Annotated in this window: 14 protein-coding genes; 9 read left to right on the top strand and 5 right to left on the bottom strand. The window is 62.9% G+C overall.

Going from position 1 to position 19,758, the window contains the following annotated elements:
• The first annotated feature begins 90 nt into the window (after nucleotides 1–90).
• The 4 genes from ACW4LP_RS00290 (at nucleotide 91) to ACW4LP_RS00305 (ending at nucleotide 5,260) form a co-directional block, all read left to right on the top strand.
• Nucleotides 91–1,428 carry an MFS transporter gene (locus ACW4LP_RS00290; protein ID WP_417179729.1) on the top strand — a complete coding sequence of 446 codons (1,338 nt, stop codon included), beginning with the start codon at nucleotides 91–93 and terminating at the stop codon, nucleotides 1,426–1,428.
• Between the two features lie 199 nt (nucleotides 1,429–1,627).
• Nucleotides 1,628–2,209 (top strand): TetR/AcrR family transcriptional regulator, encoded by a 582-nt coding sequence (locus tag ACW4LP_RS00295; RefSeq protein ID WP_114548657.1) that lies wholly within the window; start codon nucleotides 1,628–1,630, stop codon nucleotides 2,207–2,209.
• A gap of 265 nt (nucleotides 2,210–2,474) precedes the next feature.
• Complete coding sequence (locus ACW4LP_RS00300; RefSeq protein ID WP_114539333.1) at nucleotides 2,475–3,620, top strand: serine/threonine protein kinase; 1,146 nt, start codon at nucleotides 2,475–2,477, stop codon at nucleotides 3,618–3,620.
• A gap of 281 nt (nucleotides 3,621–3,901) precedes the next feature.
• Nucleotides 3,902–5,260: an MFS transporter gene (locus ACW4LP_RS00305; RefSeq protein ID WP_302223472.1), complete on the top strand. Its 1,359-nt coding sequence runs from the start codon at nucleotides 3,902–3,904 to the stop codon at nucleotides 5,258–5,260.
• A 271-nt stretch (nucleotides 5,261–5,531) separates the two neighbouring features.
• Here the strand turns inward: ACW4LP_RS00305 and cgr1 are convergent, their stop codons facing one another.
• Both cgr1 and ACW4LP_RS00315 read right to left on the bottom strand, forming a co-directional pair.
• Nucleotides 5,532–6,263 (bottom strand): cytochrome c-type protein Cgr1, encoded by a 732-nt coding sequence (gene cgr1 / locus ACW4LP_RS00310; RefSeq protein ID WP_302223471.1) that lies wholly within the window; start codon nucleotides 6,261–6,263, stop codon nucleotides 5,532–5,534.
• Nucleotides 6,264–6,296: 33 nt separating this feature from the next.
• Complete coding sequence (locus tag ACW4LP_RS00315; RefSeq protein ID WP_302223470.1) at nucleotides 6,297–8,003, bottom strand: FAD-binding protein; 1,707 nt, start codon at nucleotides 8,001–8,003, stop codon at nucleotides 6,297–6,299.
• A 242-nt stretch (nucleotides 8,004–8,245) separates the two neighbouring features.
• Here ACW4LP_RS00315 and ACW4LP_RS00320 point away from each other — a divergent pair, with 242 nt between their 5' ends.
• The 3 genes from ACW4LP_RS00320 to ACW4LP_RS00330 all read left to right on the top strand — a co-directional run bounded on the left by ACW4LP_RS00320 (nucleotide 8,246) and on the right by ACW4LP_RS00330 (nucleotide 12,810).
• Nucleotides 8,246–9,808: a response regulator transcription factor gene (locus ACW4LP_RS00320; protein ID WP_443613356.1), complete on the top strand. Its 1,563-nt coding sequence runs from the start codon at nucleotides 8,246–8,248 to the stop codon at nucleotides 9,806–9,808.
• A 361-nt stretch (nucleotides 9,809–10,169) separates the two neighbouring features.
• Nucleotides 10,170–11,540: a hypothetical protein gene (locus tag ACW4LP_RS00325; protein ID WP_288219973.1), complete on the top strand. Its 1,371-nt coding sequence runs from the start codon at nucleotides 10,170–10,172 to the stop codon at nucleotides 11,538–11,540.
• Between the two features lie 88 nt (nucleotides 11,541–11,628).
• Complete coding sequence (locus ACW4LP_RS00330) at nucleotides 11,629–12,810, top strand: pyridoxal phosphate-dependent aminotransferase (RefSeq protein WP_302223465.1); 1,182 nt, start codon at nucleotides 11,629–11,631, stop codon at nucleotides 12,808–12,810.
• 155 nt (nucleotides 12,811–12,965) lie between these two features.
• Here ACW4LP_RS00330 and ACW4LP_RS00335 read toward each other — a convergent pair whose 3' ends face one another.
• Together ACW4LP_RS00335 and ACW4LP_RS00340 are read right to left on the bottom strand one after the other, a co-directional pair.
• The gene (locus ACW4LP_RS00335) at nucleotides 12,966–13,220 is read right to left on the bottom strand and encodes a hypothetical protein (protein ID WP_302223464.1); all 255 of its coding nucleotides are present in this window, start codon (nucleotides 13,218–13,220) and stop codon (nucleotides 12,966–12,968) included.
• A gap of 9 nt (nucleotides 13,221–13,229) precedes the next feature.
• Nucleotides 13,230–15,026: a LuxR C-terminal-related transcriptional regulator gene (locus ACW4LP_RS00340; protein WP_455803357.1), complete on the bottom strand. Its 1,797-nt coding sequence runs from the start codon at nucleotides 15,024–15,026 to the stop codon at nucleotides 13,230–13,232.
• 217 nt (nucleotides 15,027–15,243) lie between these two features.
• On the opposite strand from ACW4LP_RS00340, the gene ACW4LP_RS00345 reads away from it, so the two are divergent.
• A complete protein-coding gene (locus ACW4LP_RS00345) occupies nucleotides 15,244–15,843 on the top strand; it encodes an iron-sulfur cluster assembly scaffold protein (RefSeq protein ID WP_114548661.1) in 600 nt (199 codons plus the stop codon).
• 2 nt (nucleotides 15,844–15,845) lie between these two features.
• Nucleotides 15,846–16,973, top strand: a complete 1,128-nt coding sequence (locus ACW4LP_RS00350; protein WP_256156614.1) for a hypothetical protein — start codon at nucleotides 15,846–15,848, stop codon at nucleotides 16,971–16,973.
• Nucleotides 16,974–17,429: 456 nt separating this feature from the next.
• Here ACW4LP_RS00350 and ACW4LP_RS00355 read toward each other — a convergent pair whose 3' ends face one another.
• A complete protein-coding gene (locus ACW4LP_RS00355) occupies nucleotides 17,430–19,589 on the bottom strand; it encodes an aldehyde ferredoxin oxidoreductase (protein ID WP_022739251.1) in 2,160 nt (719 codons plus the stop codon).
• Nucleotides 19,590–19,758 lie beyond the last annotated feature (169 nt).

Below are 19,758 nucleotides of genomic sequence, written 5' to 3' on the forward strand. Positions count from 1 at the left end.
TGCCGGGCCTCCCTCGTTTCTAAAGGGGGTGTTTCCCGATGCGGAAAACACAAAATAAAAAGGGGTTCGGAAAGGATCTGGGTGATTTCCATGGCGTCTAGCGAAACAGTGGTTGCAGTCCAGCGCGATAGCGAGGAACACGCGACACTGAGGCGCGTGGCGGTCTCCTCCTTCCTCGGGAACTTCATTGAATGGTTCGACTACGCGTCCTATTCCTACTTCGCGACGGTCATCGCGCTCGTGCTCATGCCTCCGGGCGATCCCACGGTGGCGCTGCTGGAGACCTTCGGCGTGTTCGCGTTGTCCTTCCTCATGCGTCCGGTGGGTGCCTTCTTCTGGGGGCACATGGGCGACAAGAAGGGCCGCAAGTGGGCGCTGGCCACCTCTATCCTCATGATGTCGGCGGCCACTTTCGTGATCGGCCTTCTGCCCACCTTCGAGGCCGTGGGCATCCTGGCGCCGATCCTGCTTCTGTGCCTGCGCATGGTGCAGTCGTTCTCGGCTTCCGGTGAGTACGCCGGCGCGGCCACCTTCCTGGCCGAGTACGCGCCGTCCAACCACCGCGGCCTGTACTGCTCGCTCGTGCCCGCCTCGACGGCCACGGGCCTGCTCATCGGCTCCGCGCTCGCCACGTTCATGTTCATGACCTGGGGCCACGACTCGTCCTTCGTGACCGAGTGGGGCTGGCGCATCCCGTTCCTTCTGGCGGGTCCCCTCGGACTCATCACGCACTACATTCGTACTCGCGTGTCCGACTCGCCGGTGTACCAGGAGATGCAGGAGAAGCTGGAGGCGAAGGGCGAGTCCGACGACAAACCCATCAAGCTTCTGCTCACCAAGCACCTGCGGCCTCTGCTCGTGTCCTTCGGCGCTTGCATGCTGAACGCCGTGGGTTTCTACGCCGTGCTCACCTACCTGCCCAACTACCTGCAGGACACCGTGGGCTACGACGCCGGCTCCTCGTCGCTCATCACGACGATCTGCCTGGTGGCCTACATCGCCTTCATCTTCCTTTCGGGCCGCATCTCCGACAAGGTGGGCCGCAAGAAGATGCTCATCATCGCCTGCGTGGGTTTCATCGTGTTTACGGTGCCGGCGTTCTACCTGTTGAACTCGCAGAACTTCGCGATCATCCTGATCGTGGAGCTCGTCATGTGCCTTCTGCTCACCATCAACGACGGCACGTTGTCGAGCTATCTGTCCGAGACGTTCCCCACCGAGGTGCGCTACTCCGGGTTCGCGCTGTCCTTTAACTTCGCCAACGCCATCTTCGGCGGCTCGGCGTCGTTTATCTCCATCGCCCTCATCGAGGCGACGGGCAACGCCATTGCGCCGGCCTGGTACATGGTGGCCATCTCTGTAGTCGCGTTCACCGCCATGTGCATGACCCACGACAACTCCAAGAAGAAGCTGACCGAGATCCAGTAGTCGGGAAGCGACAATTTCTGCGGCAGCCGGGCGATCGGGGAGGGTCGCCTGGCTGCCGCTTGCTTGTGCACTTGCACAATGAAGCGAAACTTTGATGGCACTCCAAATATTTCCAGAAAATAACTCTCATCTGGGGTTTCATTGTTGGGCATTTTCTGATAGAGTCACGCCAAGTAATCAATAAGGAAGCGAGTCTCTCATGACTAAGCCGTTGTCCAAGCCCAAATCCCTGAAAGCTCAGATTACGCGAACCTCGCTGGTGCTGGCTGCGGCCGCCCTGCTTCGCGAGCGTGGTCCCGAGGCCGTTACCTACCGCAAAGTGGCAGAATGGGCCGGTGCGGCCTCTTCTTCGGTCGGTTACTACTTCGATTCCGTTACCGAGCTTCTCTACGAGGCCGGCTGCTACAACATTGAACTGTGGATCGCGCGCGCCGAGAAGGTGGCCCAGGCGGCTGACGCCCTCGATCCCGAGGAATGCCGCGAGCGCTTGGTCGACCTTCTGCTGGAGGCCTGCCTTCCCGATGACACGGTTTCCATGCCCGCCCATTACGCTCAGCTCATCGCCGCCTCCGAGGCCCCCGTCGTTACCGAGGCCTACCGCAAGGGTCGCGAGGCGCTGGACGCGGCCGTGAACCGCATTCTTGTTCGCGCCGGTGTCAGTCTGACGCCGTCGCTAGTGGTCGCCCTGGTGGACGGGGGAGCGGTCAAGGCCATTTCCGAAGGGTACGACGTGCGCGAGATCGCGCGCATGCTGCTGGATTCCGCCGTCGCGCTCGGCTAGGGCGGCATCTTCCGCTCGGCAAGAACAGCGTCTCGCGCTCAGCTACGGCAGCAACTCCGCTCGGCTAGAGCAGCATCCCTATTTCTTGATGACCGAAGCACTTGCACAAAAAGGCCTTAACCCAGTGATTGACGAGATGACAATGATTTTTTGGGAAATTGAAAACTTTCTTCGGTAAAAGGGTTTTGTGCACGTGCAAAAAATGATATAGTGCCCCTAGTCTCAAAAGAGACGGAAGAGTGCCTATGAGATAGGAGCACATGTTATGGCAAAGATCGTCAGCTCTTGGAACGACTGGGATCCGCTGAAGCGCGTCATCGTCGGCCGCTGCGACAACTCCGTCATCCCGCCGGAGGAGCCCGCCACCTCTGAGAAGGTGCCGGTTGACTCCGAGATGCGCGGCATGTGGGGCCTGCGTCCCTCCGACACCGTGGCTCGCGGCAACGAGTGCCTCGAGAACCTCGTGAAGATCCTCGAGGACCGCGGCGTCGTCGTCGACCGCCCGACGCCTCTGCAGTGGAACCAGGCCATCGGCACCCCGGACTTCCGCAACGACTCCATGATGACCTGCATGCCTCCGCGCGACATCCTGCTGACCATCGGCAACGAGATCATGGCCGCCGCCAACTCCTTCCGCTGCCGCTACTATGAGTATCTCGCCTACTGGCCGCTCATGGAGGAGTACTTCGAGCAGGATCCCGACTTCAAGTGGACCCAGGCCCCCCGCCCGCGCCTGACCGACCGCTCCTACAAGCACAACTACTACGACGAGAAGATCTCCCTGGAGGAGCGTCTCGAGCGTACGGCTGCTAAGGACTTCGTGACCACCGAGGTCGAGCCGATGTGGGACGCCGCCGACGTGATGCGCATGGGCAAGGACCTGTTCATCCAGCACGGCCTGACCACCAACCGCGCCGCCATGGACTGGTTCCAGCGCTACTACCCCGAGTACCGCGTGCACGCCGTGAACTTCCCCGGCGACCCCTACCCGATCCACATCGACGCGACCTTCGTGCCGCTGCGCCCGGGCCTGATCATCAACAACCCGCACCGCCCGCTGCCCGAGCCGCAGCGCGCCATCTTCGAGGCCAACGACTGGCAGATCGTCGAGGCCGCCCAGCCCGCGCACACCGAGCCGCCGGCGCTGTGCTACTCCTCCGTGTGGCTGTCCATGAACTGCCTGGTCCTCGACCCGAAGACCGTCATCGTGGAGGCCTCCGAGGTCTACCAGCAGGAGCAGATGGACAAGCTGGGCATGAACGTCATCCCCTGCGACCTGCGCGACGCCTACCCGTTCGGCGGCGGCCTGCACTGCTCCACCGCCGACGTCTACCGCGAGGGCGAGTGCCTCGACTACTTCCCGAACCGCGTCGAGGATCCCACCCTCGTGCGCCCCGAGATGTGGAAGTAAGCATTTCGCATCAGCCTACGGCATCTGTGCAAGGAGCCCGCATCGTGCGGGCTCCTTTTTTGCGCGTCCTCGTTGTCATAAGTTGGATCAAGCTCCCTTCTTTTTCGGCAAGATTCCAGGTCAAAATGGAAAAAGCGGATTTGTGCGACTAACTATTTTGCTAATCCCGCCTGCATAAATTGATTCCTATGGTAAGGTAAACGCTTAAGTCAGGGCCTTATTGAAAGGAGAAGCCATGACCGGAACTTTTACAACGGAGCGCTTGGGGTTGGGTGATTACCATGGCATCTAGCACTAAGGAAGCGGTACGGCCGGCAACGACGTACGCTGAGGCGACCGAAGCAGAGAAACATGCCGTCCTGCGCAAGGTGACGGGGTCTTCCTTCCTCGGTAACTTCATCGAATGGTTCGACTACGCAAGTTATTCGTATCTGGCCACGGTTATCGCCATGGTGTTCTTCCCCGCGGAAGACCACGCGGTGGCAGTGATGAGCACGTTCGGCGTGTTCGCGCTCTCGTTCCTCGTGCGCCCCATCGGCGCGATTTTCTGGGGCAACATGGGCGACAAGAAGGGTCGCAAGTGGGCCCTGTCGGTATCTATTCTCCTCATGAGCGGCGCTACGTTCCTGATCGGATGCTTGCCCGGCTATGCCGTTATCGGCGTGGGCGCGCCGCTGCTGCTTCTGCTGCTGCGCATGGTGCAGTCGTTCTCGGCGGCAGGCGAGTACGCTGGCGCTGCCACCTTCATCGCGGAGTACGCGCCGCACAATCATCGCGGGTTCTACTGCTCGATGGTGCCCGCCTCCACGGCAACAGGCCTGCTCGTGGGCTCGCTTCTGGCCACGTTCATGTTCTCCGTCTGGGGAGCCGACTCGGCCTTCGTCGTCGATTGGGGCTGGCGCATCCCGTTCTGGCTGGCGCTTCCCTTGGGCTACATCACCCATTACATCCGTACCCATCTCGAGGATTCCCCGGTATATGCCCAAATGCAGGAGCGCATGAAGGAAATGGGCGAGAAGGTGGAGCATCCCATCCGCACGCTGTTCACCAAGCATCTCAAGGTGCTGCTCATCTCGTTCGGCGCCTGCGTGCTGAATGCCGTGGGATTCTATGCGGTGCTCACGTACCTCCCGAACTACTTGGAGACGACGCTGAACTACCCGCCGAGCGACGCGTCGACCATCACCACCATCGTGCTCGTCGTCTACATCGCCTTCATCTTCCTATCCGGCCGCATCTCCGACAAGGTGGGCCGCAAGAAGATGCTCATCGGCGCCTGCGTGGGCTTCATCGTGTTCACGGTTCCGGCGTTCATGCTGCTCGGCACGATGAATTTCTGGATCATTCTGATCGTCGAGCTGTTCATGTGCCTTCTGCTCACCATCAACGACGGCACGCTGGCCAGCTATCTCACCGAGACGTTCCCGACCGATGTGCGCTACTCCGGCTTTGCCCTCTCGTTCAATCTGGCGAACGCCATCTTCGGCGGCTCGGCCTCGTTCATCTCGTTCTGGTTGATCGACCTCACGGGCAACGCCATCGCGCCGGCCTGGTACATGGTGGCCATCGCAGTTGTCGCGTTCATCGCCATGTGCATGACCCACGACCATTCCGGCAAGAAGCTGGACGACGTGAAGTAAGCTTGTGCTGCCTTGCAGCGACAAACGAAGGGCCTCCTGCGGGAGGCCCTTCGTTTGTGGCCGTGGATGCCGTGCGGCTGCGCAGCCGTGCCGCTGTGCCGCTGAGACGTGCTTTCCGGATCCGGCGTGAATAAAACTCGCGTTTCGGGAACCGATGCGGCTAAAACACGGTTTTCGGGCACTGCGCAAGCGGTTCTTCTACCTGGGAATATGCAGCATTTCCCCAGATAAAACGCAGTGCCGGAATTGCTTGTTTTAGATGGCTTCGCCCCTAATCCGCGACGGGAGCTTTCACGCCGCTAAGCTCATTGGACTCCCTCATGGAGAGCCACCCTTCAGGCACCTCGGCCTGGGCGTGGCACTGAGTGCAGTACATGACCGAAGCGCGATGGGCCTTGTGACAGGTGGTGCATTCCAGCTCTTCGTGATGGGCCCAATGGGGGTTGTAGGTGCCCATGTCAGCGGTCTTCTCATACAGATCGTCGCGGGTGAGGTTGTGGCAGGCCTCGTTCAGGCACAGCTCGTCGGCGTCGCGGCCCGATGCCTTCGTCAGCTCGCTGGCGGTACGCTCGACGAGCGGGAAGTTGTAGTTGCCGGCGACCCAGGCTGCGCCCTCGCCGATCTGCTCGCTGAGCGTGGGCACGTGGCAGTCCATGCAGTCGTTGCCGAGCTTGCCGTGATAGGCGGCGAGCATGGTGCGCGGATCGGCCACCTCGTTGCCCCACTTGTCGGTGGCGGGGCTGTTTAGGTCGGATTCGTAGGTGGTCAAGTAGTTGTCCATGGGGGTGTGGCAGATGGCGCCGCAGAAGCTGGGCTGCTCGTGCCAGACCCACATGCCGACCCCAGCCACCACGAGGATGGCCGCCACCACGGCCGCCACCACGGCGGTGCGCCGTCCACGGCGCTTGGGGGCAGGGGAGGCGCCGGCGGCCTCGGGTGTGCCGGCGATAACGGGGTCGTGCTCGGTGGCCGAGGCCGTCGTGGGGTTCTTCTCTTCGCTCATGGTAATCGCTCCTTTCAGCAGGTGGGCTAGGGGCTAGGCGAGGTCGCCGGCCAGCAGACGGGCCACATGACGGCCCTCGGTGCAGGTGCGGCCGCAAGCGCAGGCCACGATGTACTCGGGGTAGTTGTCGGAGTAGAAGCAGCCAGACACGTCGCCGGCGGCATAGAATCCCTCGATCACCGAGCCGTCAGCGGTGAGCACCTGCATGTCCTCGTTGATGCGCAGGCCGTCCAAGGTAGTAAGCAACGCACCCCCGAACCAGCAGCCGTAGAAGGGCGGCTCGATAATCTTCGAGAGGCGGTGGGGCTCCTTGCCGTAGTCGGTATCGACGCCCGACTCCACGATGTCGTTGTAGTGAGCGATGGTGTCCATGAGGCGCTGTTTCGCTTCGCCTTCAAAGCCGAGCAGCACGGCCAGCTCGTCCAGGCTGTCGGCCTTCTGCATGAGACCTGTGCCGCCATCCATGGCGATGAAGTCGTCGAGCGGCATGCCCATCTGCATGAAGGCGGTGGTGTAGGCGGCGCAGCCCGTGGTGCCGAAGCGCAGGATGTCGTCTACGGCGTTGCCGTCGAAGATCTGGCACCATACGCCGCCGGGCTGGTAGCTGGCCGCATTGCACAGGGTGTCATAGGGCAGGCTTTCGTTCACGAAGCGCTCGCCCTTGCGGTTCACCTTCAGGAAGGGCTGGCTGCCGATGTTAAGCTGGTAGTGGGTGGCGGGGAAGTGCTCGCGCCCATCGGCGTCGGTCACATAGCCGCAGTCCACGCCGGCGGGCACGGCGCCGCGATCGAAGATGACTGGCGCGCCGTTCACGTCCTTTATGCCACCGGCCCAAAGTCCTGCCCGCAGGCCGTAACCGTCGCAGCGCGGCGAGTAGCTAGCGGCGGTACAGCAGGCGGGGACGAGCGGCAAGTTCGCGCGGATCATCTCGGGGTTGGCTGCGTAGCCGCCGGTGGCCAGCAGCGTGCCCTTGGCGGCGTTTACGCGCACGAGGCCCTCGGGCGTGGCGAACACGGCGCCGGTGACGCGGTTGCCGTCGTGGTCGAGCTTCACGAGGTCGTAGTTGTAGCTGATCTCGTGCCCGGCCTCCTGGATGTGCCACTCCAGGATGTCGTTGCGCATGGGGTATTCGTAAGTGGGGTTGAAGAAGTGCTCGATGGTGGGGGCGAAGTAGTAGGTGCCGCCAGCGGGATGATCGGCCTCCATGGGGGTGACGCCGAGGGTCTTTCCGTTGGCCTCCATGATGGGGGTGATCCACTCGATCATCTCCTTGCCCTCGCGAAGCCAGGTCTTGATGACGCGCTGGTCCACGCGGCCCGAAGCATAGCGCGTCAGCTCGTTGAGCACCCTCATCTCATCGACTGGATCGGCCACTTCCAGGGCGTACTTGGAGTTGATGGCGCCCACGTACTCGCGGGTGTCGCCCACGCTCGTGCCCTTCTCGGCTACAATGAAGTCGAGGCCGAGGTCGCTCGCGGTGCCGGCGGCCATCATACCGGCGTTGCCGGCGCCGATGATGAGGAAGTCGGTGTCGCGGGTGTCCACAATGTCGGCATCGGCCACAGCGGGTTCTTCGCCGAGCCAGTAGGTGTGGGCCTCTTGCGAGGCGGTTTCGGGGTGCGGGGTTTCCTGGGGGCGCGGCGCGCAGCCGGCAAGCGCCCCGGCGGCAAGCGCCCCGGCCCCGGCCAGCATGCCGGCCTGCAGAAAGCCGCGGCGGGAAAGTCCGGATGAATCGGTCATGGTGAACCCTCCTTCGTTCGGGGCCGGTCCCGCGACGGGCGCCGACCGCATGGTGGATGTCTCTCTGGCTACTACCTTAGAGCTCAAGCATCGATGGCGCCCCACATCGTCGGGGCGGTTTTTCGCAATTCGTCGGAAAAGGTGCAGGGTGGGACATCCCACATTCAGAATGCGGGGCGCAGATGGGGCTTCCGTGGTAGGATGGGCCGGCCAGATTAGCGCGCGCGACAAAGAGGGGTGTTATGGTAGACGAGGTGCGGCCGGCAGGCGAGGCGGGGGTTTCCTCCGCAAGATCGGGCGAGAGCGCCCGAATGGCGGCTTCAGTGCGGGTGGCCGCGGCCATCGCCTGTGCCCTGTTCAGCTTCCTGGCTACCAATGGCAGCATTTACCCGGGCTTGGTGTCCATTGATCCGTGGGTGCGCGAATGGGCGACCCTGTTCGGGGTCGTGGTGCTCGCGGCCCTCGTGGTCGTGGCGCGCCATCGCCCCGGATGTCTGCATCCGCGCTTGTTCAACGGCATCGCCCTGGTGTCGGTGACGGGCTATCTTGTGCTGGACAGCTGCGGCTTCGCCTGGGCGAGCCCCGGTCTACTGCTGGTCGGCTCGTTGCTGGATTCCCTTGCCGAGGCGTGGCTGTTCGTGCTGGCCTATGTGGCCTTCGCGCAGCTGGAGGCGGCGCGGCGGCCCGTGGTGGCCATGACGGCGTGCCTGTGCGCCTACCTGCTGCAGCCCTGGGCGAGCGCGCTTGGGCCGACGGCCGCCGTGGCGGCCAACGCCGGCTGCTTCGTGGTGCTCTTCCTCTGCGTGCGGCCGCTTGTCGCCCGTCCGCTGCAGGAGGCCGCGCGTTCTGAGCCGCAGGCCGAGATGGCCGTGGCGAATCCCCAGTCGTTTCTGCCGACGGGCCATTTGCTGTTCGTGACCATCTTCGTGTTCAGCATCGCCCAAGGTCTCGTGATAGCACTGCCCGGCCCCTTCAACGACGCGCCGGCCCTGCCGGTGGCCTTCATACCGCTCGCGGTGATTCTCGTGATGTACCTGGCGCGGGGGCGTATGCCCAACGCCGACGGCCTGTTTGCCCTGTGCGCTTTGCTCATCATCGCCGGCATGTTTCTGCAGCCGAGCGATCGGGTGGTGTCGGGGGGTGTCGCCTCGGCTTCGAACACGCTCATTGACGCAGGGGCCTCCTGTTTCAACCTGCTGCTCGTCCTGCTCGTGGGGAGCATCGCCGGGCGCAACCGCGTGACGGCGCTGCCCACGGCGGCGCTCATGCTGGCGTTGTACTGGTCGGGGGTGGGCGTCGGTGCTGTGCTTGGCAACAGCGCCATGACGCTGCTCGGCTGGACCGAGGAGGCGCTCGTGTGGACGAGCTTCGCGAGCGCTATGGTGTTCGTGGCGTTCTGCTTCATCGTTTTGAAGAATGTGAGCTTCGTCGAGGCTATCGGGGCCATCCGGTCGCCGGAGCCTCTGCGACCTCCGGCCGTGATGGAGGTGCGTGGGCGCCGCGATGGAACTTGCGGCGAAGGTGCGGAAGCGACACGACCTGGTAGGGAGATGTCGTCCGGGATGTTTGCTGGGGTGGCCTCGATCGAGGAGAAGTGCGCAGCGGTGGGCGCCGAGTATGGACTCACGCCGAGGGAGGGAGAGGTGTTTGCGCTTTTGGCCCAGGGGCGCACGGTGGGTGTCATTCGTGAGAAGCTCGTCATATCGCTGAACACGGCTCGCTTTCACACCAAGAATATCTACGTGAAGTTGGGGGTTCATTCTCAACAGGAGCTTATAGACGTTGTCGAGGGCTTTAAGCTCTGACAAGTGTCAAGACGCAAGAAACCCCGCTGCGTTTCAAGGGCTTTCGCAGCGGGGTTCTCACCTCAGAGAGTCCTGCGGAGGGCAGCCGCAGGGAATTCGGGCGGTTTGCGCCCTGGAATTAGCGGATGATGATGGGCCAGTCTCCCATAATGGGCCTCCTCTGGTCGCTCGCGTATTCGCTGACCTCACTATAAAGGCCCGCTCTTCAATTATCAATATCTAAATTTCTGATAATAACTTTGGTACAAAATAATAATAACATTCTCAATTATAACTATCTTTAAGATCAACTTCTGATAATAGGAGATTCCGAAGCTGATAGAATGGGAGCGAGAGGGCAAGCTCAAGGAAAGGCGGCGCGATGGCGGGAAAGTCTGCGATGCGGGGAAAGACGGAGGCGATGCCGAAGCGACTCTCCGTGGATGAGCTGGTGGCCTTTATGAGCCTGCCCATTTTCCACGAGCTGCGCACGGCGGTGGACGTGGGCATTCTGCTCTTCGACGACTTGGACGACTACGATCTTCCCGAGGGCTACTCGAAGGAGGATATCTGGCGCATCCTGCTCGCCGTGCGCAAGCAGGCCGCCGTGTTCATCCCTGAGGATCCGGAGCGCACGGCCGACATGTGGATGGTCACGACCAGTTCGCTGTCGTTCAACACCGAGATGCTGGAGGTGCGCTCGAAGGAGGACTCCTCGCTGGCGCGATCGCTCAAGGACATGCAAGGGTCGCCGTTCGTGACGCGCTTCATCGAGCGCACGCTGGTGCGCGGCCTGGCGGACGAGGGCATCGCGGTGGACGAGGAGCGGGTGCACGAGCTGTTCGCGGGGGCGCCCCCGCTGACGTCTCTCGATCAGTTGGTGGCCAACTACTTTCGTCTTTCGAGCGATTGCGACAGCTTGGCGCGGCGCGCGGTGACCCACGGGCTCATCGAGACGCTGTACTACGAGCTTTCCGAGGGGGTGGATTTGTCCGAGCTGCCCGAGCGGGTGCTCGCGCCGTTGGATCCGCGCTTGGCGCCCCCGGAGTCCCAGGTGCTGATGGATCTGGTGTGCCAGCGGGCCTGTGCCGCAGGGGACGACATGCGTTTCGGTCCCGTATTGCGGCTGCTCAACATCAGCTGGTTCTTCCGCTACTTCAACGTGCTGCCGCGCCTGAACGTGCTCGTGGGACTGCTTTTGCGGAATATCCTGGCGTTGAAGTGGGGTTTTCCCGTGCTCAGCTGGATACCGGAGGGCTTCGATCCGACCTTGGCGGAGGCGCCGGTGGATGCGGCCCGCTACGAGGCGGTGTTCGAGTCGTGGTCGACCGACTACGGTTTCGGCTTCGATTTCACGCCCTATTTCGAGTTGAATGTGTGTCTGTACCTGCGCGAGCTGGAGCGGCTGGCGGTTTCCATCACCTATCTCGAGCAGCTCAACGAGCAGATCGAGCGCATCTTCGAGTCCCATATCAATGCGCGCCAGAAATCCATCCTGGTGGCGCTGTGCCGCGAACCCGGGGCTCTTTTGCGCATCGCGCCGCATCAGCGCAGCTTCCGCATCGCCTACGGCACCGCCCGGGCCGATTTTCTGGGGCTGGAGCGCGAGGGGTATTTGGTGCGAGAACAGGAAGGACGCGCCTTCGCGTTCCGCGCTCATCCTGGCTTGCAGGAGAAGATCGTCCAGCTGGGGGCCGCTGTGGTCGGCTCGGCGGAAGCGAGCCTGGGGGAGGGCGCCGTTGTAGTATCCTGAGGGGGAACTGAGAATCCGACTGGGCTTAGGGCCAATGAGGGCCAGTCCCCGCGCGCGGCGGCTGGCGAGAGTGTGCGAAAGGACTGCCATGATCAACGAGAAGATGTACGGGCTGGGCGATGAGCCGAGTGCCATCCGCGAGCTGTTTGCCTACGGGATGGCGCGCAAGGCCGAGATCGGCGCCGAGAACGTGTTCGATTTCTCGATCGGCAACCCTTCGGTGCCGGCGCCCGATTTGGTGCGCGAAACCATGCTGGAGCTTCTGGACATGGATCCGGTGACCCTTCACGCCTATTCGCCCGCGGCGGGTCTGCCCGAGGTGAAGGAGGCCATCGCGGCGTATCTGTCCAATCGCTACGACACGACGGCGACGCCGGGCCATCTTTACCTGACGGCCGGTGCCGCGGCGGCCTTGGCTTCATCCATTGCCGCTGTGACCCAACCTGGCGACGAGGTGGTCGTGGTGTCGCCGTACTTCCCCGAGTACCGCACCTGGATCGAGGCGGCCGGCTGTACCATCGTGGAAGTGCCGGCGGCGGTTCCGAGCTTCCAGCCCGACATCGAGGCGCTGCGCGCGGCCATCGGGCCGAAGACGAGTGCCGTGATTATCAACACGCCGAACAACCCGGTGGGCGCCGTGTACACCCGCGAGAGCCTTGAGGCCCTGGCGGTCATGCTGCGCGAGCGTGAGGAAGCGCTGGGACGTCCGCTGTACCTCATCAGCGACGAGCCCTACCGCGAGATCACCTACGGCATCGAAGTGCCCTGGGTGCCGTCGCTTTATGCCCGCACTATCGTGTGCTACTCCTACTCCAAGGCGCTCTCGCTGCCCGGCGAACGCATCGGATGGGTATACGTTTCGGATAGCGCCGACGACGGCGATGCGGTGGCGGTGGCCGTGGCGGGCGCGGGACGGGCGCTCGGCTACGTGTGCGCGCCGGTGCTGCTGCAGCGCGTGGCGGCCCGCTGCGTGGGGGAGCCGTCGGACGTGGCCGCCTACGCGGAGAACCGTACGGCCCTGACCGAGGGACTCTCCGCGCTCGGCTACGAGTACGTGGAGCCGGACGGCGCCTTCTACCTGTGGGTGCGCGCCCTGGAAGAGGACGCCCAGGCGTTCTCGGATCGCGCGAAGGAGTACGAGCTGCTCATCGTTCCCTCGGACAGCTTCGGCGTCGGCGGCTGGGTGCGGCTGTCCTACTGCATCGCCCGCGACACCATCGAACGCTCGATGCCCGCATTCAAAGCCCTGAAGGAGAGCTACGAGGTTTAATCGAGTTTCACTTCGCTAACGCAGTTCACGCCAGCGCGCTGGGCAGCTGTTTCGGAGGTGCGTTTTCTGCTGACATCATTTCCAGCGCATTCTAAAGGTGCTCAGGGAAGTGGGAGCGACGCTCTAGACGCCTTTCGCCATCTCTCGAGGTAAAACTACTTGCCCGATTTGCGGTGGGCGAGCCAGAAGAAGCCGGCGCTGGCGACGATGAGACCGGCGAGGGTCGCCACGCGGCCTACGCTGGGGTCTTTGTAGCCGATGGCGAAGACGCCGAGGCAGAAGGCGGCCATGATGGCGCAGAGAATGCCGAGCCAGCGCAGGTAGAGAGCGGCTTCCTGTGGGGCGCTCGAGCGTTGCGGCGCGATCGGCTCGCCGGTACGATTCGGGGCTTGGGGTCGTTTCTCTTCCAACGTTCGGCCTCAGTTTCCGTAAGAATTGAGGTACTCGAGGATTTCCTGGCGCGAGTGCATGCCGCACTTGCTGTAGATGCGCTTGATGTGGCTGTGCGCGGTGGCGGGGGTGATGAACAGCTCTTCGGCCACTTTCTTCTGTGTGTGACCCAGCGCGTAAAGGGTGAGCACGTCCATCTCGCGGCTGGTGAGCAGGAAGTGCTCGCCCATGCGCTCAACGTTGCGGCGCATGGAATCGGACAGCTCGCCCATGGAGAGCGGGGAAGGGATAGGGGATGGCTCCAAGGCGGCCGAGGCTGAAGAGGCGAGAGGCGATGGCATCGTCGCCGAGGGGGAAGACGAAGGGGCGGAGGCGAGAGAGATCGAGGAGGGGTCGATCCGGAGAAGCTGCTCCCGGATAGCGGCGCATTCCTCGTTGCAACGGATGCACTGGCGTGCTTCGGCGGCTTTCAGAGCCTCGGAGGCTGTTTGCTGGGCGGAAGCCTCGCGCTTCGCGGCGTTGAACACGACGCTCTGCAGCGTTTGCTCAGCTTTGGCCAGCGCCGCTGCCGACTCGGCCGCATCGGCTTCGGCTTGGCGCGTGACCCGCTCGTTCTCGGCTTCCAGACGATCGTTCTCTGCGGACGACTCGCCGCGCTCGGCGTGCATGAACTGCACGAGAACCACTTGGGTGGAAATGAGGACAAGAGCCCCAAGCAGCGAGTTGATGAGCAAATCGTTGCCGGCCAACGGGTAAGTGAAGTACAGCAGCATGCGGGCGAGGGAACGCGAGCCGAAACAGATCACCCAGCCGCCCATGGCGTATACGTAGGGGTCGCGGGTTCCGAAGCTGGTGAAGGCGATGATGACGTACCAGCAGTAGGCGCAAATGACGATGTTCAACGTGTTGACGGTCACGGCTCCGATTTCCCAGCGATAAGGGAAAGCACCGAACAGAACGAGGCTGAGAGAGGCCAGAAGTGCCATGGTGATAAACGCGTCCACGGTCATGACGCGCTCGCGGCGGCGCACGACGAGGAACATGAGCAGGGCGCATATCAGCATGGAGCACAGGGCGTAGGCCAGTCGCGAGCCCCAGGTGAAGGAGATGGGCAGCCCGTCGGGGTAGCCACGGAGAAAGCCGTCGACGAATCCCAGAAGCGCCATGCCGACGGCGCAGGCGGCGAGGAATCGGGAGTCCTGGATGTTGCTGCGGGCGAAGGTGAAGAAGGTACGGGCCCGGCGGTGCGGCCGCTCCGTGGGGTGCTCGGCGCGCAGGCCGGCCGGGCCGAGGAAGGCGAACTGAGCCACGATGAGCGCCATGCCGATGATGTTCTGCGCCCGGGTGGGCAGAAATGAGAGCAGGTAAACGATGCCGACGCTGATAAAGAAGGCCGAGAACACGAACAGGGCGGCCGTCACTTCGTCGGTGCCGCGCAGGCAGCGCAGCCAGTAGAACATGCACAGCGACAGGGCCAGGGTGCTGGCAATGCTGAGGGCGAAAGCCGTGGCCGCAAGAGTTTGGTCGGTGCTGTCGAGCAGGGAGAGCGCCATGGAGGCTCCGGCGGCGACGATGATGCTTCCCACCATGATCCACTGCACGGCGGTAGCACCGAGCTCGCGGCGAGACCGCGAGAAGATGAGCAACGCTACGATGAAGAGCGCGCAGGTGACAAACATGGAGCCGTCGGTGAAGATGCCGTCGTCAGTGGAGGCGTAGCTGCCGTAGCACGCCACGATGAGAGCCGTGCGTGCGCAGATGATGCCTGCGAGCATGGGCCAAAAGGCCTTCGCGCGGCTTAGAAGTCCGCTCACGACAACGCTCATGAATCCCCCTTTCGCCCGATGCATGTTCCATCATGGCTTTCCCGCGATTCCCCATCATAGCTCTTTTTCCGACTTGTGCGCGGGGAATCTTGGCTGCGGCGAATCTGCCGAGGGAGCCGTTACGTTTCCGCAATCTGACATCGCCTGAAAAAGGGGAGGGGCGCAGCGGAGGTTCTGGTAATCTTGCAGGTGGACAATCGAAGAAGAGGAGGAGCCCATGAGCGAGGGTCGCGACATATACCACGAGCCGAAGCAGAAAGTGCTGCTGCGCACGGCCGATGTGTACCAAACCGAAGTGGACGACGAAGTGGCCGGATACTCGGACAAGCTTCTGGCCATTGTGGCCGACTACCACAACGGCGGTCGCCCCGAGGGGATGAACGCCCAGGCGATGGTCGGTAAGTCGAAGCGCGGCGAGGTGGCGTTCCGCTTGTTCGGACGCATCAATCCCGAGACGCGCGTCATCGAGGCCGCCGGCTTCAAGACGCGCGGATGCCTGGCGATGACGGGGTGTGCGAGCGCCACCTGCTCGATGATCGAGGGGCGCACCTTCGACGAGGCGCTGGCTCTCACGATCGAGGATGTGCGGGAGGCCGTGGGCGGCGTTCCCGCTGGAAAGGCGAACACACTGACGTTCTCCGTGGAGGCGGTGCGAGCGCTCATCGGCGACTTCCTCGCACGGGAGGGGGCCGGTCTGGCCGAGCTTGATGCGGTGGTGCCCTGCGACTCCTACAGTGTCGCCTGCCTGATGTGCGAGCACTGCTCGCTGCGCGATACGCGCACCGACCTGTTTGTGGCGGCCATGGACGGTGAGTAGCCGTGCGCGAGGAAGACGAGATCCGCGCTGCGGTGATTGAGTTGGCCCGCGCCCAGGCGGCCGGCGAGGACATCGCCGACGCGCTGCCCCATGGCGAGGCTCTGGCCACTGCGGGTGCAGCGGCCGATGGTGAGGTCGCAGATGACGCCCTCGACCCCGAGCAGGCGCGTCGGGAGGCCATTCTGGCAGTGCTTGACGTGGTGCGCGCGGCCTCGCGGGAAAGCCTCCTATCGTGTCCCTGCGAATGGGAGGCTGCCGGTCTGGTGCCCCCGTCGATGATGCCCGAAGACTTGGAAATGGCCGTCTACGATGCGCTTATGGAATTCGGCGATCCCAACGGCTCGCGCGATGCGGGCGACGTGGAGGGCCCCGATGCCGGAGGCGCACCTCGCCGCGCCGCCAACAAGCACGTGAAGTCCGCCTTCTCCTCCTCCAACGGCCGCCCCGTGGGCGCATCCCCCTTCAAACGCAAAGCCGTCTCAGCGGATGCGGCAGAGGTTGGGACGGAGCGATCGGCGAAGGCGAAGCCGAGCGGAGAGGCTGAGTGCGTCGATCGGGCGAGCTCCGCGACAGAAGAAGACGTCCGAGGGGCTGGCGGGTGCCCTGACCGAGCGAGTTCCGCAGCGAACGAAACAGCCCAGTGGGCTGTTTCGCAGAGCGAGGACTGTTTGAGCGAATCAGGGTACCCGCCAGCCCCGCCCCAGGAGACTTCCAACCAGATTCCCGAGGAAGACCCGCATCCCGAGTTCGCGCACATCCGCCTGCTCATGGGTGCCGAGAGCTACTACCTCTACGACGATTCGGCCATGACCGACGCCTACGCCCGCTGGGCGTTCCTCGCCGCTGAGGACGACCCCGTGGCCACCTTCATCGAATGCGTGCGCGAGGAGTCGTCGGTCTACCCCCGCCCCATGGCGCGGGAGAGCTTGGCCAACGACCCGTTTCGCATGAAGGCCGAAGCGGTGGAGGCGGCCTTCGCTGAGGCCCGCGCGCAGGGTCGCGCCGACGACATCGAGCGCGTGGAGGCTTCCAACGGCGACGTCTACTTCTATTCCACGACGTATTTGACTCCTCGCCGCGCCCAGGCCCTCGCCGAGTGGGACGCCGTCGAGCGCATTCGCAACGTGTAAGACTTGCCTGCCCAAGCCTCGGCGGTTCAGTCTGTGAGCTGCGCTGTCGAAACCGTAGCTCGACCCGTATTTTTGTCGCGCTTTTCAGATGAGTTGGACATTTTTGTGGGTCGGGCTGCGGTGTTTTAGGCGACTAACTTTCCAAAAGAACAAGAAATACCTGTTCAGGGCATCGGGCTTGTTGTTCGGGCGAAGACGACCCGCAGCCCGAGAGGCAAAAATGTCGTAGGCGCTCTTCTCTGATGGCAAAAACACGCCTCGTGCTACGGGTGCGTGCAAAAAAGGAGCCCCCGCAACCGGTTTGCGGGGGCTCCTTTCACGAAGGGGGAGCTCCTTCGGAGCTCGCGTTAGAAGGGGTCGGCTATCAGGTGAGGTGATGCCGCTTGGGAGGGGCGACCGAGGTCGCCCCCTACGGATCAGCCTTCAGCGCAGATTGGTTTCGCTCTGCGCATCTCCCTAGGCGTCGGGAAGCAGGCCGAGGGCGGCGAGGTCTTCCTTCACGTCGGGCATGTCGTAGTAGTCCAGGCACTCGGCCGTCGGGCAGCCCAGCTCGGGATCCCAGCCAAAGCATTCGTACATCATGGTGAGGGCCGTTTGGAAATCCTCTTTGTCCATCTTGTTGGTGCCCTCGGTGAACACCTCGATGTCCGGATCCATGGTGAAGGGCCACTCGGTAACGACGTCGTGCACGTTGCGGAAGTCATTGGTACCCATTTGCCCGTTGGCACCCACCATGCCGCGCGCGGTGTTGGCTCTCTGCAGCGTGGTGATTTTCGCACCCATCTTGTACAGGTCTTCCGTCGTCACGTCTTCGCCGGTGACGGCCTTCATGAATTTGGCCTCCAGATCCAGGTCGCCGCGATAGTCGCGAGCCTTCGTGGGGCTCATCGTCATGGGCCATACCCAGTTGCACAGCGTGAGCGAGTCGTGCAGCACGTCGGTGACGATGGACCACCAGGCGAAGTTCGCTTTATACTCATTCATGGGGGTGTAGTTCTTGTCCGGATCGATGGCGCTCGCGTCGCCCCACACTTCGGCCGCGATCTGCTGCTTAAGCTCGAAGGGCAAGCCGCAGCCCTGGAAGTTCACGGCAGAGTGGATCATGTCGTCGCGGTTGAAGACCATGTTATAGAGCAGGCCCACCTGTCCGAAGCACTCATGGGCATGGTGCACCGGCCAGCCGCGCACGTTGATGAGCGTGGAAGCGGGGGTGTTCCACCAGTCTGGATCGTTCCAACGCTCGGTCCAGACGATGGGGCCGTGGCCGATGTAGGCGATCTCCGAGTCGTTGGCGGCGATCTTCGCCAGAAGGGGCGGCACCATGGAGGGGTCGTTATTCTTGAAGCCCTCCCAATTGATTTCCGCGTACTCCTCGGGGGGCAGCACCTTCTGGAGCAGGCCCGTAGCATAGCAGTGGGCGATGTCGCGGTAGATCTGCCCGTAGTTGCACCACAGGCCCAAATCGTCCATGGTGGAGCCGAATACCTGATCCCAGATGAGGGCGTCTTCACTGCCGGCTTCAACGGAAGTGTTGTCGCCTAAAATCTTGATCATGTAGTTGGTGAACGGGAAGTTCGGCACGCAGGTGTTGCCCGTGATCTCGTAGCCGCCGTTGGCCGCCGAGGCCGGCACGCGCAAGTCGGAGTAGCAATGGATGGGGCAACTGTGGCAGCCGTCCATCTTGATGGTGTACTTCTCGGCCTCTGGGCCTTCGTCTTTGAAGGCCTTCATGCAGCGGTAGCCCACGGTGTTGATCTCGCCGGGCTTCGGCTCGCCGGTGTCGATGGGGCCGCCTTCGGCCAGCGCCCAGGTCAGTCCCTTCTGGGCCGTCCAGCGGCTGCCCTTGTCGAAGTACTCGGCCCACTCCTGCTGGGTGGAAGGTACGACGTGGTTGTTGTTGGAGCCGACGATCTCGCGCAGCATGTAGTCGGACAGGTCGGCCACCTCTTGCGGGTCGGCCACGTAGATGGGCTGGCTACCGCGCACGACGAGCGCCTTCAATTTCTTCGAGCCCATGACGGCGGCGGCTCCAGCGCCGGCGGAATGGTTGCGGGAATTGATGATGCAGGCGTAGGGCAGCAGGTTCTCGCCGGCAGGGCCGATGGTGGCCACGCAGAAGTCGGTGCCCTCCTTGCGCGAGAGCGCCTCGGTGGTGGCGCGGGTGCCCTGGCCCCACACTTGATCGGCGGGCTTGATCTCAATGTCGTCATCGTCGATCTTCAGGTAAACCGGTTCGTCGGAAGCGCCCTCGATGACGATGGCATCCCAGCCGGCCTTCTTGATGGCCGCACCGATCATGCCGCCGGTGTGGGCGTCAACAACTTGATGATCGGTGGTATAGGTGGAAAGGGAGGCGATGGTGGTGCGGCCCGCCAGGGGAACACCGGTGGCGGTCAGAGGGCCGACGGCGAACACGATCTTGTTCTCCGGGGAGAGCGGATCGGTGCCGGCGGGCACTTCGTCGTACATGATCTTGTTGGCTATTCCCATACCGCCCAAATACTCTTTATAAGGGTCGGTGGGCGAGACGGAAACGGTTTTGTCGGTCAGGTTGACGCGGAGGATCTTACCGGTCCAGCCATAGGACTTGTTGGGATCCAATTTTGAATCAGCCATGATGAAGCTCCAAATCTCTTCGTGTACTCATGTTGCGTGGTACTAGGTCGTCGATCTGGAGTAATCGTCGCGTACGAGTATAAGGGAGGGCAATTTTATCCCCCTCCCCTCAATGAGGGGATCTTTTTCAACGGAAACATGACGGCTCCTCTACGGACGGATGAGGAGA

It is taken from the genome of Adlercreutzia sp. CNCM I-6215 (assembly GCF_977072315.1).

What these genes read in the sequence shown, in the direction of transcription:
- ACW4LP_RS00290 (WP_417179729.1), top strand. Translation starts at nt 91, where the DNA reads ATGGCGTCTAGCGAAACAGTGGTTGCAGTCCAGCGCGATAGCGAGGAA.
- ACW4LP_RS00295 (WP_114548657.1), top strand. Translation starts at nt 1,628, where the DNA reads ATGACTAAGCCGTTGTCCAAGCCCAAATCCCTGAAAGCTCAGATTACG.
- ACW4LP_RS00300 (WP_114539333.1), top strand. Translation starts at nt 2,475, where the DNA reads ATGGCAAAGATCGTCAGCTCTTGGAACGACTGGGATCCGCTGAAGCGC.
- ACW4LP_RS00305 (WP_302223472.1), top strand. Translation starts at nt 3,902, where the DNA reads ATGGCATCTAGCACTAAGGAAGCGGTACGGCCGGCAACGACGTACGCT.
- cgr1 (WP_302223471.1), bottom strand. Translation starts at nt 6,263, where the DNA reads ATGAGCGAAGAGAAGAACCCCACGACGGCCTCGGCCACCGAGCACGAC.
- ACW4LP_RS00315 (WP_302223470.1), bottom strand. Translation starts at nt 8,003, where the DNA reads ATGACCGATTCATCCGGACTTTCCCGCCGCGGCTTTCTGCAGGCCGGC.
- ACW4LP_RS00320 (WP_443613356.1), top strand. Translation starts at nt 8,246, where the DNA reads ATGGTAGACGAGGTGCGGCCGGCAGGCGAGGCGGGGGTTTCCTCCGCA.
- ACW4LP_RS00325 (WP_288219973.1), top strand. Translation starts at nt 10,170, where the DNA reads ATGGCGGGAAAGTCTGCGATGCGGGGAAAGACGGAGGCGATGCCGAAG.
- ACW4LP_RS00330 (WP_302223465.1), top strand. Translation starts at nt 11,629, where the DNA reads ATGATCAACGAGAAGATGTACGGGCTGGGCGATGAGCCGAGTGCCATC.
- ACW4LP_RS00340 (WP_455803357.1), bottom strand. Translation starts at nt 15,026, where the DNA reads ATGAGCGTTGTCGTGAGCGGACTTCTAAGCCGCGCGAAGGCCTTTTGG.
- ACW4LP_RS00345 (WP_114548661.1), top strand. Translation starts at nt 15,244, where the DNA reads ATGAGCGAGGGTCGCGACATATACCACGAGCCGAAGCAGAAAGTGCTG.
- ACW4LP_RS00355 (WP_022739251.1), bottom strand. Translation starts at nt 19,589, where the DNA reads ATGGCTGATTCAAAATTGGATCCCAACAAGTCCTATGGCTGGACCGGT.